General features: G+C 66.1%; 14 protein-coding genes. 5 read left to right on the forward strand and 9 right to left on the reverse strand.

Features of this window, described 5'->3' with window-relative positions; translation table 11 throughout:
• Window positions 1-96 precede the first annotated feature (96 nt).
• The 5 genes from KUH32_RS15490 (at window position 97) to KUH32_RS15510 (ending at window position 4,404) form a co-directional block, all read left to right on the forward strand.
• Window positions 97-1,038 carry a nucleoside hydrolase gene (locus KUH32_RS15490; RefSeq protein WP_217779502.1) on the forward strand — a complete coding sequence of 314 codons (942 nt, stop codon included), beginning with the start codon at window positions 97-99 and terminating at the stop codon, window positions 1,036-1,038.
• Window positions 1,035-1,481, forward strand: coding sequence for a GNAT family N-acetyltransferase (locus tag KUH32_RS15495; protein WP_217779503.1), 447 nt, complete (start codon window positions 1,035-1,037; stop codon window positions 1,479-1,481). Before KUH32_RS15490 ends, KUH32_RS15495 begins: the two co-directional genes overlap by 4 nt.
• Window positions 1,482-1,556: 75 nt before the next feature.
• Window positions 1,557-2,975, forward strand: a complete 1,419-nt coding sequence (locus KUH32_RS15500; protein ID WP_217779845.1) for a protein adenylyltransferase SelO — start codon at window positions 1,557-1,559, stop codon at window positions 2,973-2,975.
• 95 nt (window positions 2,976-3,070) lie between these two features.
• Complete coding sequence (locus KUH32_RS15505) at window positions 3,071-3,934, forward strand: DUF533 domain-containing protein (RefSeq protein WP_217779504.1); 864 nt, start codon at window positions 3,071-3,073, stop codon at window positions 3,932-3,934.
• Window positions 3,935-3,990: 56 nt separating this feature from the next.
• Window positions 3,991-4,404, forward strand: coding sequence for a Fur family transcriptional regulator (locus KUH32_RS15510; protein ID WP_217779505.1), 414 nt, complete (start codon window positions 3,991-3,993; stop codon window positions 4,402-4,404).
• A gap of 164 nt (window positions 4,405-4,568) precedes the next feature.
• Here KUH32_RS15510 and KUH32_RS15515 read toward each other — a convergent pair whose 3' ends face one another.
• The 9 genes from KUH32_RS15515 to KUH32_RS15555 form a co-directional block, all read right to left on the reverse strand.
• Window positions 4,569-5,282, reverse strand: a complete 714-nt coding sequence (locus tag KUH32_RS15515) for an alanyl-tRNA editing protein (protein ID WP_217779506.1) — start codon at window positions 5,280-5,282, stop codon at window positions 4,569-4,571.
• Window positions 5,279-7,639 carry a DUF3772 domain-containing protein gene (locus tag KUH32_RS15520; protein ID WP_217779507.1) on the reverse strand — a complete coding sequence of 787 codons (2,361 nt, stop codon included), beginning with the start codon at window positions 7,637-7,639 and terminating at the stop codon, window positions 5,279-5,281. The genes KUH32_RS15515 and KUH32_RS15520 overlap by 4 nt, the downstream gene beginning before the upstream one ends.
• Window positions 7,636-8,670, reverse strand: a complete 1,035-nt coding sequence (locus tag KUH32_RS15525; protein ID WP_217779508.1) for a cysteine synthase A — start codon at window positions 8,668-8,670, stop codon at window positions 7,636-7,638. The genes KUH32_RS15520 and KUH32_RS15525 overlap by 4 nt, the downstream gene beginning before the upstream one ends.
• Before the next feature lie 50 nt (window positions 8,671-8,720).
• Window positions 8,721-9,854 (reverse strand): gamma-glutamylcyclotransferase, encoded by a 1,134-nt coding sequence (locus KUH32_RS15530; RefSeq protein ID WP_348541127.1) that lies wholly within the window; start codon window positions 9,852-9,854, stop codon window positions 8,721-8,723.
• A complete protein-coding gene (locus KUH32_RS15535; RefSeq protein ID WP_217779509.1) occupies window positions 9,851-10,291 on the reverse strand; it encodes a TrgA family protein in 441 nt (146 codons plus the stop codon). The genes KUH32_RS15530 and KUH32_RS15535 overlap by 4 nt, the downstream gene beginning before the upstream one ends.
• 3 nt (window positions 10,292-10,294) lie before the next feature.
• On the reverse strand, window positions 10,295-11,503 hold the full coding sequence (locus tag KUH32_RS15540) for an SAM-dependent methyltransferase (protein WP_217779510.1): 1,209 nt from the start codon (window positions 11,501-11,503) through the stop codon (window positions 10,295-10,297).
• A gap of 105 nt (window positions 11,504-11,608) precedes the next feature.
• Entirely contained in the window at window positions 11,609-13,030 is a 1,422-nt protein-coding gene (locus KUH32_RS15545) for a cryptochrome/photolyase family protein (protein WP_217779511.1), read from the reverse strand.
• 96 nt (window positions 13,031-13,126) lie between these two features.
• Window positions 13,127-14,326 carry an aminotransferase class V-fold PLP-dependent enzyme gene (locus KUH32_RS15550; RefSeq protein WP_217779512.1) on the reverse strand — a complete coding sequence of 400 codons (1,200 nt, stop codon included), beginning with the start codon at window positions 14,324-14,326 and terminating at the stop codon, window positions 13,127-13,129.
• 102 nt (window positions 14,327-14,428) lie between these two features.
• The gene (locus tag KUH32_RS15555; protein ID WP_217779513.1) at window positions 14,429-16,081 is read right to left on the reverse strand and encodes a BCCT family transporter; all 1,653 of its coding nucleotides are present in this window, start codon (window positions 16,079-16,081) and stop codon (window positions 14,429-14,431) included.
• Window positions 16,082-16,112: the final 31 nt, after the last annotated feature.

The raw sequence follows: 16,112 nt of genomic DNA on the forward strand, positions 1-16,112 counted from the left end.
TTGTCTCCGGCGACAAGGTGCCGCCGGCCGCATGGCGCCTTGCGCTGAACGGCCACCCGTGCGACCTGTGACCAGCAGCCCAGCCGGAGCAACCGAATGCCCCCCCGCAAGATCATCATCGACACCGATCCGGGACAGGACGATGCCGTGGCGATCCTGCTGGCGCTGGCCTCGCCGGACGAGATCGAAGTGCTGGGCATCACCGCCGTCGCCGGCAACGTGCCGCTGCCCCTGACCGCCCGCAACGCGCGCATCGTCTGCGAACTGGCCTGCCGCACCGACCTGCCCGTCTTCGCCGGTTGCGACGCACCGCTGAAGCGCAAGCTGGTCACCGCCGAACACGTGCATGGCCGCACCGGGCTCGACGGGCCCGACCTGCCCGAACCGGTGATGCCGCTGCAAGACGCCCATGCCGTCGATTTCCTGATCGACACGCTGCGCCGCGAACCCGCCGGCAGCGTGACGCTCTGTCCGCTGGGCCCGCTGACCAACATCGCCACCGCGCTTACCCGCGCGCCCGACATCGCCCCCCGCATCGCCGAGATCGTGCTCATGGGCGGCGCGTATTTCGAGGTGGGCAACATCACGCCCGCCGCCGAGTTCAACATCTATGTCGATCCCGAAGCGGCTGAAATCGTGTTCGGATCCGGCGCTCCGCTGACCGTCATGCCGCTTGACGTGACTCACAAGGCGCTGGTGACCAAGCCGCGCAACGACGCCTTTCGCGCCATCGGTTCGCCGGTCGGCATCGCCGTGGCGCTGATGAGCGATTTCTTCGAACGCTTCGACAAGGAGAAATACGGCTCGGAAGGCGCGCCGCTGCACGACCCGTGCGTCACCGCCTACCTGCTCCGTCCCGATCTGTTCACCGGCCGACACATCAATGTCGAGATCGAAACCGGTTCGGAACTGACCCGCGGCATGACCGTGGCCGACTGGTGGCGCGTCACCAAACGGCCGGCGAATGCCACGTTCATGGGCGACATAGACGCCGACGGGTTCTTTTCCCTGCTTCAGCAAAGACTGGCAAGACTATGAAATCGCTGCACCTTGCCATCCCCGAAGATGCCGAGAAACTGCTGCCCCTCGTTGCGGCCTTCCATGCCGAGATGGGCTTTGACACCGATGGCGAACACCAGAACGCCGCCGTCATGCCGCTGCTCGAGGGCTCGCCCCACGGCGCGATCTGGCTGATCGGGCCGCGCCGCGCACCGGTCGGCTACATCTGCATCACGTTCGGCTGGTCTCTGGAATATGGCGGGCTCGACGGCATCGTCGACGAGCTTTACATCCGGCCCGCCGTGCGCCGCCGGGGCATGGGCGGCGAGGCGCTCAACGGGATGTGCCAGGCGCTCAGGGGCAGCGGCGTCAAGGCACTCCATCTCGAGGTCGACACCGCCAACGAACCGATCCGGCACATGTATCGCAAGGCGCGTTTTTCGGAACGTGATGGCTATTGCCTGATGTCGCGTGTGCTCTGACGTCAGCAATCCGTCCCGAAACCGGACAGAACAGGACGGTTTGCTCGCCGGCCGCAGCACGCCTATATGCAGACCATGACCCTCGCGATCCCCTTCGACAACTCCTACGCGCGTCTGCCCGACGGCTTTTTCACGCGTCTCGCCCCGACCCCGGTCAGGGCACCCAGCCTGATCGCCTTCAACCGCGACCTGGCCGATCTTCTGGGCGTCGCCGGCGGTGATGACGAAACGCTCGCAAAAGTGTTTTCGGGCAATACCTTGCCGGACGGAGCGGAACCTCTGGCCCAGCTTTATGCCGGCCACCAGTTCGGCCAGTTCAACCCGCAGCTGGGCGATGGCCGCGCCATCCTGCTGGGCGAGGTGGTGGGCCGTGATGGCATCCGCCGCGACATCCAGCTCAAGGGGTCGGGCCCGACCCCCTATTCCCGCATGGGCGACGGCCGCGCCTGGCTTGGACCGGTACTCCGCGAATACGTGATTTCCGAGGCAATGCAAGCACTTGGCGTACCCACGACCCGCGCGCTCGCTGCCGTGCGCACCGGACAGGAGGTGATCCGCGAGGCACCGCTGCCCGGCGCGGTGCTGACCCGCGTCGCGCAAAGCCACATCCGCGTCGGCACCTTTCAGGTCTTCGCCGCCCGCGGCCAGGCCGACGCGCTGCGCACGCTGTTCGACCACATCGTCGAGCGCCACTACCCCGACGTCAACACCGCCCTGGAACTGCTTGGCCGCGTTATGGAAAAGCAGGCCGACCTCGTGGCGCAGTGGCTCAGCCTCGGCTTTATCCACGGGGTGATGAACACCGACAATTGCACGCTGTCGGGCGAGACCATCGACTATGGCCCCTGCGCCTTCATGGATGCCTACGACCCGGAAACCGTGTTCAGTTCGATCGACCGGTTCGGGCGCTATGGCTACGCGGCGCAGGCCGACATCATCGTCTGGAACATGGCGCAACTGGCCAACGCGCTGTTGATGCTGGAACCCGATCCCGAAGCCGCGTTGCCGGCTTATCAGACAGCGGTCGAGGGAATGCCTGAACTGGTGCGCGCTGCCTGGTTGAAGCGCTTTGCCGCCAAGATCGGCATCGCCGATCCGCGGGCCGACGATGCCCGCCTGATCGCCGATCTGCTGGGCCTGATGCAGGCCAACCAAGCCGATTTCACGAACACTTTCAGGGCTTTGACCGATGGCGGCGCGCGCGACCAGTTCACTGATCCCACCGCGTTCGACGGATGGGAGCGCGGATGGCGCGCCCGGATCGAAGGCCAAACCGATCCGGACGCATTGATGCGCTCGGTCAATCCCGCGATCATCCCGCGCAACCACCGGATCGAACAGATGATCGCCGCCGCGGTCCAGGGCGACGATGCGCCCTTCCACCGCCTGAACGCCGTGCTCGCCCATCCCTTCGACCCCGACCCTGCGTCGGACGATCTTCGCCGCCCGCCGCTGCCGACCGAAGCCGTGCAGGCCACCTTCTGCGGGACCTGACCGCAAGGGGGAAACCCCGCAGCAAAGCCCCGCTTTGCAGAGACGCCCGGTTCTGGCACTCTGCCCCCACCCGACAGGAACAGAGGAGTATCGTCATGGGTCTCATGGGCACGCTGGCCAAGGTCGCCATCGGATATGCCGCCGCGCGCGGCGTCGACAAGCTGGCCGGAGGTCAGGGACTGGGCGGCCTTCTGGGCGGCGGGGCACAGATCAAGGGAGAGAACCCGATGTCGGCGCAGCAGGCGCAGATGGGTCGGATGATGACCGGCGAAGCGCCCGCCGCCGCCGACAACCCGATGGCCGACATGATGAAGAAGATGCAGGAAGGCGGGCTTGGCGCGCTGATGGGCGGCGCCGGCGGCACCAATCCGCTGGCCGGCATGATGGAGAAGATGCAGCAGGGCGGGTTCGACCTGTCGTCGATCATGGGCGGCGGTTCCAAATCCGAAGGCGCCTCGGGCGGGCTGCTGTCCGGTGCCGGGTCCGGCGCCGGTGCGGGGCTTGCGGGCTTGCTGGCGATGATGGGCGGCGCGGCAGCGGCACAGGGCAAGGGCGCCGGTGCGATGCTGGACGCGATGAACACCCGCGACACCGCGCCCGAAGCCGAACAGACCGCGGCGCTGATGCTGAGGGCGATGATCCAGGCCGCCAAGGCAGATGGCGGCATCGACGCGGCGGAAAAGGCTAAGATCCTCGAAACCGTGGGCGAGGATGCCGATGCCGACGACATCGCATTCGTCAACGCGCAGCTGGCCGCGCCGATCGATGTGGACGGTCTGGCCGCCGACACGCCCCAGGCACAGCGGATGCAGGTCTATGCCGCCTCGCTGATGACGATCCGCGTCGATACCGCCGCCGAAGCGCAGTATCTCGACGCGCTGGCCAAGGCGATGGGCCTCGACGAGACCACGGTCAACGCGCTGCACATGCAGATGGGGATGCAGCCGCTCTACAACTGACCCCTTGGCCCCGGTCCGGGCTTTTGGCAAAAGGTCCGGACCAAGAGGGCCGCGAGATGACCGACACGATCACCGAACGCTGCGAGGCCAAGGGCCTGCGGATGACCGGCCAGCGCCGGATCATCGCGCAGGTGCTCGAGGACTCGACCGACCACCCGGATGTCGAAGAACTCTACACCCGTGCCTCGGCGCTCGATTCGGCGATTTCGATCGCCACGGTCTACCGGACGGTGAAACTGTTCGAAGAGGCCGGCATCCTGGACCGGCTGGATTTCGGCGACGGACGGGCGCGATACGAAGACGCCGACCGCGACCACCACGATCACCTGATCGATCTCAATTCCGGTGAAGTGATCGAATTCGTCGATCCCGAGATCGAGGCGCTGCAGGAACGGATCGCCGAAAAGCTCGGCTACCGCCTCAAGGGTCACAAGCTCGAGCTTTACGGCGTCCCGCTCAAGAAACGCTGAGCTTTCTTCTGGCGCGCCCGGCAGCCGGCCATCGTGCCCAATCGTCCGTGCATTGCCGAACGGGGTCGGCCCGCCACGGGCTTGCTTCCCCCGGAAGGGGGAAGGCCAGGTTGGCGGCTGATGGCATCCTGAGCGCGGAACGCGCGCCGCCGGATCGGGCGGGCTCAGTCGAGCACGATGTTGACGCGGCGGTTCTGCTTGCCCTTGTTCTCGATCTTGCCCAGCCGGATGCGCCCGATTTCCGAAGTGCGCGCCACATGGGTGCCGCCGCAGGGCTGCAGGTCGACCTGACCCCCGCCCAGCCCGATCCGCACCAGCCGGATATGGCCGGCACCGCGGGGCGGCTGCACCGACAGTGTCTTGACCAGGTCGGGATTGGCGTCCAGCTCGGCCTCGGTGATCCAGTCTTCGGTGACCGCGAGGTCACGGTCGACCAGGTCGTTCAGCGCGCGTTCCAGCGCGTCGCGGTCGGCGGGCGGCTCGGGCATGGCGAAATCCAGCCGGCCGGTCCCTGCCCCGATCTGCCCGCCGGTCACCGGCAGCGGGATCACGACCGACAGAAGGTGCAGCGCAGTGTGCACGCGCATGTGCTTGTGCCGCCGTTCCCAGTCCAGCCGCTGGACCAGCGCGGTTCCAGGTGGCGGCAGGGCCGATGGTTCGGCCGGAACCAGAACCGCGGCGCCGTCGGCATCCCTGACGGCCGTCGCGATGGACAGGCTGCGGCCGCCGAAGTCGATCCAGCCGCTATCGCCCGGCTGACCGCCGCCCTTGGGGTAGAACAGCACCTGGTCGACGACGATTCCGCCTTCGTCGGTCAGGCGGACCACCTCGGCGGGCGCGTCCCGCAGATAGGCGTCCTGCCGGAACAGTTCGGTCATGTTCTGTCCTTCTCCTCGGGTTCGGCCGGCGGCGCTTGGGTCTCGCTGGTCGGGCCGCGCAGCGCTTCGGGGTTGCGCAGCCAGACATCGCGCTGCGCGAAGGGAATCTCGATCCCCTCTTCGGCGAAAAGCTCGACGATCCGATGGCGCATTTCGGTGCGCACATTGATGCCCTGGTTGATGTCGGTCAGCACCGCGCGGATCTCGAAATCGAGCGAATCCGCCCCGAACCCCGAGAAATAGACCGACGGCGCGGGGTTCATCAGCACCATCGGATGGTCGCGGGCGATGCCCAGCAGGATCTTCTCGACCTTGCGGGTGTCGGTGCCATAGGCCACCCCCACCGGAACGATGATCCGCCCCAGCACGTTGCCGCGGGTGAAATTGGTGACGGTGCCGGACACCAGGTCGGCATTGGGCACGATCACGTCGAACCGGTCGAAGGTCTCGATCCGTGTCGAGCGAACCGAGATATCCTTGACGATGCCCTGATAGCCGCCGGCCTCGATCCAGTCGCCCTGCGAAATCGGGCGTTCGATCAGCAGGATGATGCCGGAAACGAAATTCGACACGATGTTCTGCAAGCCAAAGCCGATACCGACCGACAGGGCCCCGGCCACGATCGCCAGCGACGACAGGTCAAGCCCGCCCGCGGTGATCGCAAGGATCGCCGCGACGAAGATGCCGATATAGCCGACCCCGGACACGATGGCGTTCTGACCGCCCTGGTCGATCTTGGTGCGCGGCAGGACCGAGCTGCGCAGACCGCCCTGCAGCAGCCGGGTCAGCATGAAGCCCAGGACGAAAACCACGATCACGACCAGGAAGTCGGTGGGCGAAATCCGCGTTTCGCCGAACACGAAGCCTTCGCGGAACCGGGCCCAGAGTTCGGTCAGGTCGGCGACCCGGGCGCCCCAGATCAGCGCCAGGACCGGCGCTGCGGCCAGCGCGACCGCGAAGCCGCCCAGAACCGGCCACAGGCTGTCGCTTTCGCGCGCATCGCGGCCGGTGAACAGGTGGTAGAGGTCGTTGACCAGACGTTGCAGAACCAGCACCGCGCCGGCCAGGGCCAGGGTCGCGATGGCGGGATAGACCAGTGCTTCGCCGACGCGGACATAGCCGATCGCCGCCAGCACCGGCCCCACCACGCCGACGACCATCGCCGCGCGTCCCAACAACCGGACAAGCCGCAACCGGTAGGGAACGCTTTCGGAACCACCGGTGCCGGCATCCTGTTGCGCCGGTTCGCTGCGCAGACGGCCAAGCCGGAACAGCGTGTAGCCGGCCAGAAGCAGGACAGGGAAATACAGCACCGCCGTCGTTTCGGGATCGTAGCTTTCGACGTCGACCAGCACGTCGATGGCGCTTTTCACGACGATCAGCACCGACATCGTATTGGCCAGGCGGCGTGCCTTGCGGCGCTCCTTGGTCCGGAATGCAAGGATGGCCACATCGTCATTGGGGTGGAAGACCTGGTGCGCCAGCCAGCGGATGCCCAGCAGGATCGTCGCCCAGATCGGCACCTGTTCCAGCATCAGCGTCCAGCGCTGTCCGACCATGCCGGTGGCGAAGATCGCCGAGATCAATGCGTAGATGCCCAGCAACGGCAGCGCGATCTGGCCCAGCGACAGCATCAGCGACCAGACGCCGGTGCCCCGGCTGGTATGCGCGCGCAGCCAGTCGACCCCTGCGATCACCCATCGCTGGCCGCGCGTGACCAGAACACCGGCGATCGCCACGAGGACCAGGATCAGCGGCATGTTCGCGCGCATCTCGGCGCGCATCGCGTCGGACGACCAGTTGCGGCGCACCTCGTCGCCAAAGCGGTTGGCGGTCGCCGAAAGCTCGCCAAGGGCACGCGGCCAGAACGCCGGATTCAGCGGTGACGGGCCCAGTTGCAGCAATTCGTCGGCCTGGCGGTTGCGGATGATCGTGTCGATCTCTCGGATGATGGCGTCGGCCCGGGTATACGCCTCTTCGGCGCGGCGGACCGGTTGCTGCAGTCGCGCCAGTTGTGCAGTCAGTTCCGCCCGGCGCGTCGCGATCTCTGCGGGTTCCTCGCCGCTTTCGGGCACCGGGCCAAGCGCGTCGATCTGCGATTGCAGCGACGCGATCCGGGTGGCGTTGTCGCCCTGCGCGCGCAAGAAGACATCGCGCCAACCCGCGATGTCCAGCCGCAGGTCTTCCAACGCGGCACTGGACGCCTCGCCGGCATCGGTGACCGCCTCGGCGCGGACCGCCAGTTCGATCCAGCTATCGTAATCGATCGCGTCGGTCGACTGGGCCGATAGCGGCGACAGCGCCAGGCCCAAGGCCAACGCCGTGATGGAAAGGCAGCGAAGCAGCGCGTGGATCATGAGTCTTCGAACACGCCGGGGATGCTGGCGGGCGCCCGGGTCAGCCAGGACGGCAGCGGCAGACCCTTTTCCGCGAGGAAGTCGGGATTGAACAGCTTGGACTGATAGCGCGTGCCGTAGTCGCACAGGATCGTCACGATGGTGTGGCCCGGCCCCATCTCTTGCGCCATGCGGATCGCACCCGCGACGTTGATGCCGGACGACCCGCCCAGGCACAGCCCCTCTCCGGACAGCAGGTCGAATACGATGGGCAGCGCTTCGTCGTCAGGCACCTGGCAGCAGAAATCGGGGGTGAAGCCCTCGAGGTTGGCGGTCACCCGCCCCTGTCCGATGCCTTCGGTGATCGACGTGCCTTCGGAGGCGAAAGCGCCGGTGGTGTAGAAGCTGTAGAGCGCCGCGCCCATCGGGTCGGCCAGACCGATCCGCACGCCCTTGGACTGCAAGGCTTCGGCCACGCCGGCCAGCGTGCCGCCGGACCCCACGGCGCAGATGAAGCCGTCGACCTTGCCGCCGGTCTGTTCCCAGATCTCGGGGCCGGTCGTTTCCACATGCGCCTGGCGGTTGGCGACGTTGTCGAACTGGTTGGCCCAGATCGCGCCGCCCGGTTCGGTCTTGGCCAGTTCGGCGGCCAGCCGGCCGGAATAGCGCACGTAGTTGTTGGGGTTCTTGTAGGGAGCCGCGGGCACCAGCACCAGTTCGGCGCCGGCCAGCCGCAGCATGTCCTTCTTTTCCTGGCTTTGCGTCTCGGGCATGACGATCACGGTCTTGAAGCCCATCGACGCGCCCACCAGCGCCAGCCCGATGCCGGTATTGCCCGCCGTGCCCTCGACGATGGTGCCGCCGGGCTTGAGTTCGCCACGCGCCACCGCGTCACGGATGATGTAGAGCGCCGCACGGTCCTTGACCGACTGGCCGGGATTCATGAACTCGGCCTTGCCCAGGATCTCGCATCCGGTGATCTCGGACGCCTTCTTGAGCCGGATCAGCGGCGTGTTCCCGATCGCGTCAGCGAGGTCTTTGGCGATGCGCATGGGCTGTCTCCTGTCTTGCCACTCCGGTGTAGGGCGCGGCGCAGGTGAACTCAAGCCGATGCCCGCAGCCGGTCGCGGTGGCGGGCCAGCCACAGCAGCATCATCGCCAGCGGACCGGCATTGATCTCGCCGCTGTCGATCAGAGCCATGGCGCGGTCGAAGGCGATGACATGGCTGCGGATGTCTTCGTTTTCGCTATCGAGACCGCCCAGCCCACCGCTGTGGTCCGACAGGTCGCACAGCCCCAGGAAGCAGTGAAAGAACTCGCTGGAATATCCCGGCGAGGCATAGACGCGGGTCATCGGCTCGAGCGCGGTCAGTGTGATCCCGGCCTCTTCCACCGCCTCGCGGCGGGCGCAATCGGCCGGGTTCTCGCCCGCGTCGACCAGCCCGGCGATGGGTTCCAGCACCCAGGGCGCCGGATCGCCGCGCAGCAGCGGGCCATAGCGCAACTGTTCGATCAGCAGCAGCCGGTCGGTTGCGGGGTCGTAGGGTATCACCAGGGCGGCATCGAAGGCGACGAAGCCTTCGCGGCTGACCGGATCCGTCGTCGTTCCGTCGAACCGGCGGTGGCGCAGGTCGAAGGCGCGGATGCGGAAGAAACCGTCGAAACCCGCCCGATCACGCAGGACTTCGACATCGGCCGCGGTCATGGCGCTGCGCAGCGTCTGCGGCGCAGGTGTTTCGGCCAGGCTGCGCGCCCAGGCGCGCGCGTACAGAAAGGGCCGCAACGCCTGCATCCTGTCGGAGGGCGTGCGCCCGTAGTGGCGCATGATCTCGTCCGCTGCGTCCTGCGCCACCTGCCCCCAGTCACGCACCCAACCGTCGAGGTCCCAGGGGCCATAAGCCTGCCACAACCCGGGCCGGGGCACATAGACCGTCGCCCGGCGCGGGCCTTCGGCTGTCTCGACGTCGACGGGCACACGGTCATACCCGAACCCGCCCTCGAAATAGTCCAGCCGGTTCAGGTCCGTTTCGGTCGGGCCGCGCAACACCACCCCTGTCGCACAGCCGCCGGCGCTGGTCGCGATCATCGGGAACGGCTGGTCCTTGGCGCGCGATACCGCGTAGCCGCGCAGGGTGGCGGGGCATGTCGCGTCGCGTCCCAGCCCCCTGCCCAGCACGGTTTCCAGCAGCGGAAGATGCCGCAACGTGCCGTAGACGAACAGATCGGGCAGGATCACCTCCAGCGTCGGGCGGCGAATTCGGTGATGATGCCGGCGGCGATGCCGCCCAGGAACAGCACCATGAGCAGCCTTGGATCCAGCATCTTGGAGCCGTATTCCACCGCGATCTCGAAGATCGCGGCGATGGCCTCGAAGGCGGTATCGTAGAACCGCTTGAATGACCGTGCGGTCATCTCGTTGGCGGACTGGATGAACAGGTTCCACAAGACCATGGCAACCGTGCCGGTGAATCCGTTCGAAATCGCCGCAGACATGCCGCGTCCCGCGCGCGGGCCGACGATGACCCAGCCGCACAATGCCGCGACGCCCGTCGTCACCGGGACGAACATGCCGAAATCCGTGCTGGGCGGCATCAGGGTTTTCACGATCTGTGCCGAAATCAGTCCAAGGATGCCAAATGTCAGCGCGGCGATGAACTTGGCAGCCGTGGGCATGGGTCAGGTCGCTCTCGTGATCGTGATCTGCGTCACGTCACAATTACCGCTGTGAAAGGTCGCGGCGCAAGACGTGAGGTAGAAATTCCACATCCGGCGGAACCGGTTGTCGAACCCAAGTTGCGCCACCTGGTCCCATTTCTCGTTGAACGTGTCATGCCAGCGCCGCAGCGTCTGGCTGTAGCTTTCACCGAACTCGATGGACCGCAACGTGCGCAGGCCGGCCTTTTCGATCTCGTTGCGCAACACCACCGGGCTGGGCAACATGCCGCCCGGAAAGATATATTTCTGGATGAAATCGACCCCGCGCTTGTAGATGTCCCAGCGTTCGTGCTGAACGGTGATGATCTGCAAGGTCGCGTTGGCGCCGGGTTTCAGCCTTTGCCGCACGGTGTCGAAATAGACCGGCCAGTATTTCTCGCCCACGGCTTCGAACATCTCGATCGACGCGATGCCGTCATAGCTGCCGCGTTCATCGCGATAATCCTGCAACTTGAACTCGACCTGGTCGGACAGTCCCGCCTTTTCAATGCGTTCCCGGGCGTAGTTCAACTGTTCGCGGCTGATCGTCAGACCGGTGACGCGCAATCCGCGTTCCTTGGCGGCATATTCCGCGAACCCGCCCCAGCCGCAACCGATCTCCAGCACGTGATCGCCCGGCTTGACGCCCATCTGGTCGACCATCGACGCGTATTTGGCGATCTGCGCGGCCTCGGTGCTTTCCTGCCCGGTTTCGAACAGGGCCGAGGAATAGGTCATCGTTTCGTCCAGCCACAGCCCGTAGAATTCGTTGCCCAGGTCGTAATGGTAGCTGATGTTCTTTTTCGCCTGCCGCCGCGAATTCGATTGCAGCCAGAACCGCATCCGTTCGTAGGCCCGCACCAGGCTCATGCCAGGAAAGCCGTCATAGAGTTCGTCGTTGTCGGCATGCACCAGGTCCATGAAGGCCATGAGATCGGGCGTCGACCACCAGCCGTCCAGATAGGCGTCGCAAAAACCCAGGTCGCCTTCGCGGATCAGGCGGGCAAAGACGTCGCGATTGTGGATCGCGATTTCCGCCACCGGGCCGGGGTTGCGACCCTCGGCGCGAAAATGCCGGCCATCGGGCAGCACGAAGTCCAGCCGCCCCGTGTTGAGCTGCGTGACCGCGTCGAAGACCCGCGTGAAATAGCGGGGCAGGTCTTTCTGGCCCTCGGTACCGGTCAGGATCATGTCACTTCCTCTGTCACGCGTTCTTGACACGCTATAGGCCCAAAGGCTTTTACGGCAAGCGCGAAGGTTAACGTTTTGAGTGTTTGTGGTTTTTCGCCTTCGCGATCAGAAGCCCCGGTTTTCGTAGGCATCCAGCGCGCGCTTGCGGCCTTCGTCGACGGGAACGATCGGATCCGGATAGGGATCGCCGGGCGCCATGTGCCAGTGTTGCGGGATGGCGTCGAAATAGCTCAGCGCGTCTTTGCCGGGATTGCGCCGGCCCTCGGCGATCCAGCGATCCACATAGGCCCGTTTCGGGTCGAACTTGTCGCGCTGCGTCACCGGGTTGAAGACCCGGAAATAGGGTGTGGCGTCCGGCCCCGACCCGGCCGACCATTGCCAGCCCATGGCGTTGCTGGCCGGGTCCCAGTCGATCAGGCAGTCCTCGAACCATTTCAGCCCGATCTGCCAATGGCACAGCAGATGCTTGGTCAGGTAACTGGCGACGATCATCCGCGCGCGGTTGTGCATCCGGCCGGTGACGTACATCTCGCGCATGCCGGCATCGACAAAGCGGATACCGGTGCGGCCCTGTTTCCACGCCTTGACCTCGGCGCGGCGTTCGTCGGTGTTCCAGGGAAAGCCGGCCCATTCCTCGCGCCAGTTCTCGGTCAGGATGCGGGGCGTGTGCCACATCAGGTGATAGGCGAAGTCGCGCCAGACCAGTTCCTTGAGAAAGGTCTCGGCCCCGGCCTTGCCTTCCTCGCGGGCGCGGATGCCAGCGTGCCAGCATTGCGCGGCGCTGATCTCGCCCAAGGCCAGGTTTTCCGACAGGCAGGACGTGCCGTCCACCGAAGGCAGGTCGCGGGTGTCATCGTATTCGGCGACCTTGTGCGCCATGAAGGCCCCCAGCCGCGCCTGTGCCGCGTCTTCGCCCAGCCGCACATGGGGTCGCACAACCGACGCGCCGCGCCGCATCGCCGCGCCCAGGGCCCAGTCCTCCAGCGCCTCGCTGTCGGGCCACGTGCCGGGCGCGCGAAACTCGGACGGCGCGGGCAAGGGTGCGGCCACGTCGCGCCCCTTCACGGCCTTCCAGAACGGGGTGTAGACCTTGTAGAAGCCACCGGTCCTGGTTTCGACCGTCCAGGGCTCGAACAGCACGTGACCGGCAAGGCTTTCGGCGTCGATGTCGCGTTCCCTGAGCGCCGCCTTGACCGCCTTGTCGCGTTCGACGCTGTCGGGGTCATAGGCGCGCATCCAGCAGACCGCCCCGGCCCCGGTCTGTTCGATCAGCTCCAGCAACACGGCGCGCGCGTCACCCGAGCGCAGGATCAGTCGCGAACCCTTGTCGGCGAGGCGTTGGGCGAAATGCTCCAGGCCAAGCCCCAACCGCCATTTCGGCGCGGCGCCCAGCCCATCGACCAGCCCGTCGCGGATGAAAACCGGGATGACCGGCCTGCCGCTTGCGGCCGCCTTGTGCAGCGCCGGATGGTCGCTCAGCCGCAGGTCGCGGCGCATCCAGACCAGGATCGGAGAAGTCTCGCCCATATCAGCCCCTTACGTCTTCGACCTCAAGCTAGGGCCGATCCGCTGCAGACAAGGGGCTTCTTCTCTTTGAAAAATACGCATGCCCCGCCTGTGCCATCAGAGCACCCGCTCCAGCGTTTCGATCAGCCGGCCGATCTCGGCCTCCGAGGTGTAATGCACGAAGGACAGCCGCAGCACGCCGTGATCGGCATCCACCCCCATGCCCTGCAAGGCGCGCACGGCGTAGAAATCGCCGCCGCCCGCCATGATGCCATGCGGTGCCAGGTCTGCGGCGACATCCTCGCCCCGCCGCGCCAGCGCGACCGCGACGGTGGGTGCACGCGCCTCGGCCCGGCGTGGGCCCAGCAGGCGCAGGTCGTTGCGCGCGGCCAGCCAGTCGAGCAAGGGTTGCAGCAGCCGGGTTTCATGCGCGCGCATCAGACCGTGCACGCCACCGGCCGCGACCCCGTGATGGGCTGCCAAGGTGTCGACATAATCGGCCATGCCGGCACAGGCGGCGATCTGCGCATGGTCCGGCCCGGCCGGGGTGAAGCGTTTGTAGAGCGTGCCGCCGTTGAAATAATGCCCCTGGTTCGGCAGCGTTTCAGCCAGCGCGCGGCGGGTCACCATGATCCCCTGGTGCGGGCCATAGGTCTTGTAGCTGGAAAAAAGGTAGATATCGGGACCAAGCGCGCCGATATCGGGAAAGCCGTGCGGCGCATAGCTGACCCCGTCGACGCAGACAAAGGCGCCCGCGGCATGGGCCAGCGCGGTGATTTCGGTCACCGGGTTGATCTCGCCCACCACGTTCGAGCAATGCGGGAAACAGACCAGCCGGACCTTGTCGTCCAGCAGGCGTTCCAGCGCCGCGGGGTCGAGATGGCCGGTCTCGGGGTCCATGCGCCATTCGCGGATCTCGATCCCGTCCTCGGCCAGGCGCCGCCAGGGGCCGGAATTGGCCTCGTGATCCTGGTTGGTGACGACGATCGCCTCGCCCGGCTGCATCATCCGGCGGAATGCCTGGGCCAACACATAGGTGTTCTGCGTCGTCGAGGGACCGAAGCCGAGTTCGTCGGTCGCCACGCCCAGCAGGGCGGCCATCCGCCGCCGCGCCTCGTCCATCTCCTCGCCGCCCAGGCGGCTTGCCTGGTACGGCCCATAGGGTTGTACCTTGCGTTCCCGGTAGAACCGCGTCAGCCGGTCGATGACGGGCGCGCAGGCATAGGACCCGCCGGCGTTTTCAAAGAACGCCTGCCCCTGCAGCGACGGCTCGGCAAAGGCCGGGAACTGCGCGCGCACGAATTCGATGTCCAGCATGGTCTCGGTCTCCGCCCGGTTTTCCCCGGCGCCAAGAAAGCGGAAAGCCGCCCGAGCTGCAATGCCCGGACGGCGCCACGATGCATGGCCGTCACCCGCGGATCAGGCGCGGCGTTCGCTCATCAGACCCTTCCAGATCGCGTAGCACATCAACAGCAGAACCACCGTGAAAGGCAGGCCGGTCGAAATCACCATCGCCTGCAGCGAGGTCAGACCGCCGCCGATCAACAGCGCGATCGCCACCAGCCCCTCGAAGGTGCACCAGAACACCCGCTGCGGCACCGGGGCGTCGATCTTGCCGCCCGCCGTGATCGTGTCGATCACCAGCGAACCGCTGTCCGACGACGTGACGAAGAACACGATCACCAGAACGATCCCGACCGTCGACGTGATCGCTGTCAGCGGCAGGCTTTCCAGCATGGCGAACAACGACAATTCGGGCCGGTAGGCGTCGATCACGTTGGCCTTGACCGCGCTGGTCTCGGGATTGGCGATCATGTCATTGATCGCCGTGCCACCAAAGACCGCCATCCACAGGACGCAGACAAGCGACGGGATGATCAGCACGCAGATGACGAATTCGCGCACCGTGCGGCCACGGCTGACGCGGGCAATGAACATCCCGACAAAGGGCGACCACGAAATCCACCAGGCCCAGTAGAACGCCGTCCAGCCCTGCATATAGCCGGTATCCTCGCGGCCGAACGGGTTGGACAGCGGGATGACCTCGCGCGCGTAGGCGCCCAGGCCGGCGACGAACTCGCTCAGGATGGTGCCTGCCCCGGCGGCGAACAGCACGAAGAACAGCAACGCCGCCGCGATCACCATGTTGATCTCGGACAGCACCTTGACCCCGCCGTCAAGCCCGCGCAGCACCGAGATCAGCGCCACCGCGGTGATGCCGATGATCAGGATCACCTGAACCGTGATGCTGCTGGGAATGCCATAGACGTAGTCGAGCCCTGCATTGGCCTGCTGCGCACCGACGCCCAGAGACGTGGCCAGCCCGAACAGCGTGGCGAACACCGCCAGCGTGTCGATGATGTGGCCCCACCAGCCCCAGACCCGTTCGCCCAGGATCGGGTAGAAGGCCGAACGGATCGACAGCGGCAGCCCCTTGTTGTAGCTGAACAGGGCCAGCGCCAGCGCGACGACCGCATAGATCGCCCAGGGGTGCAGCGCCCAATGATACGACGTGGCTGCCAGGGCCATGCGCCGTGCTTCTTCGACATTCGCCGCAATCAGTTGGCCATCCTCGGTGAAGGGGCGCACCGTGCCCAACGGCTCGTCGCCCCAGGGCGTGCCGAAGTAATAGGCCGGTTCCAGAACGCCGAAGAACATCAGCCCGATGCCCATGCCCGCGGCGAACAGCATCGCGAACCAACCCGGATAGCCGTAATCGGGCGTCGCGTCCGCCCCGCCCAGACGGACCGAGCCGACCGGCGTCACGATCAGAATGAGGCAGAAGATGACGAAGATATTGGCCGCCATCAGAAAGAACCAGTCGAAGGTGCTGGTCAGCGTCGGGCGCAACCAGCCAAAGAACGCCTCGGCCTGCGCCGGTGCGGCCAAGGCGTATGCGACGAAGGCCACAACCGACAAACCCGAGATCAGGAACACCGGGTTGTGGATGTCGAGCCCGAACGGACCGATCCTGGTCTCGATATTGTCCTGACCGATCTCGTAGTCGGTTTCGATGATGTCCGCCGAGCCTTCGGGCGCGGGGATTCCCTGGTTTGTCGTTTCATCGGCCATTTCGGCCTCCCTGTTTTTTGTAGCGGTTTCG

This window comes from Thalassococcus arenae (assembly GCF_019104745.1).
Classification (GTDB): Bacteria; Pseudomonadota; Alphaproteobacteria; order Rhodobacterales; family Rhodobacteraceae; genus Thalassococcus_B; species Thalassococcus_B arenae.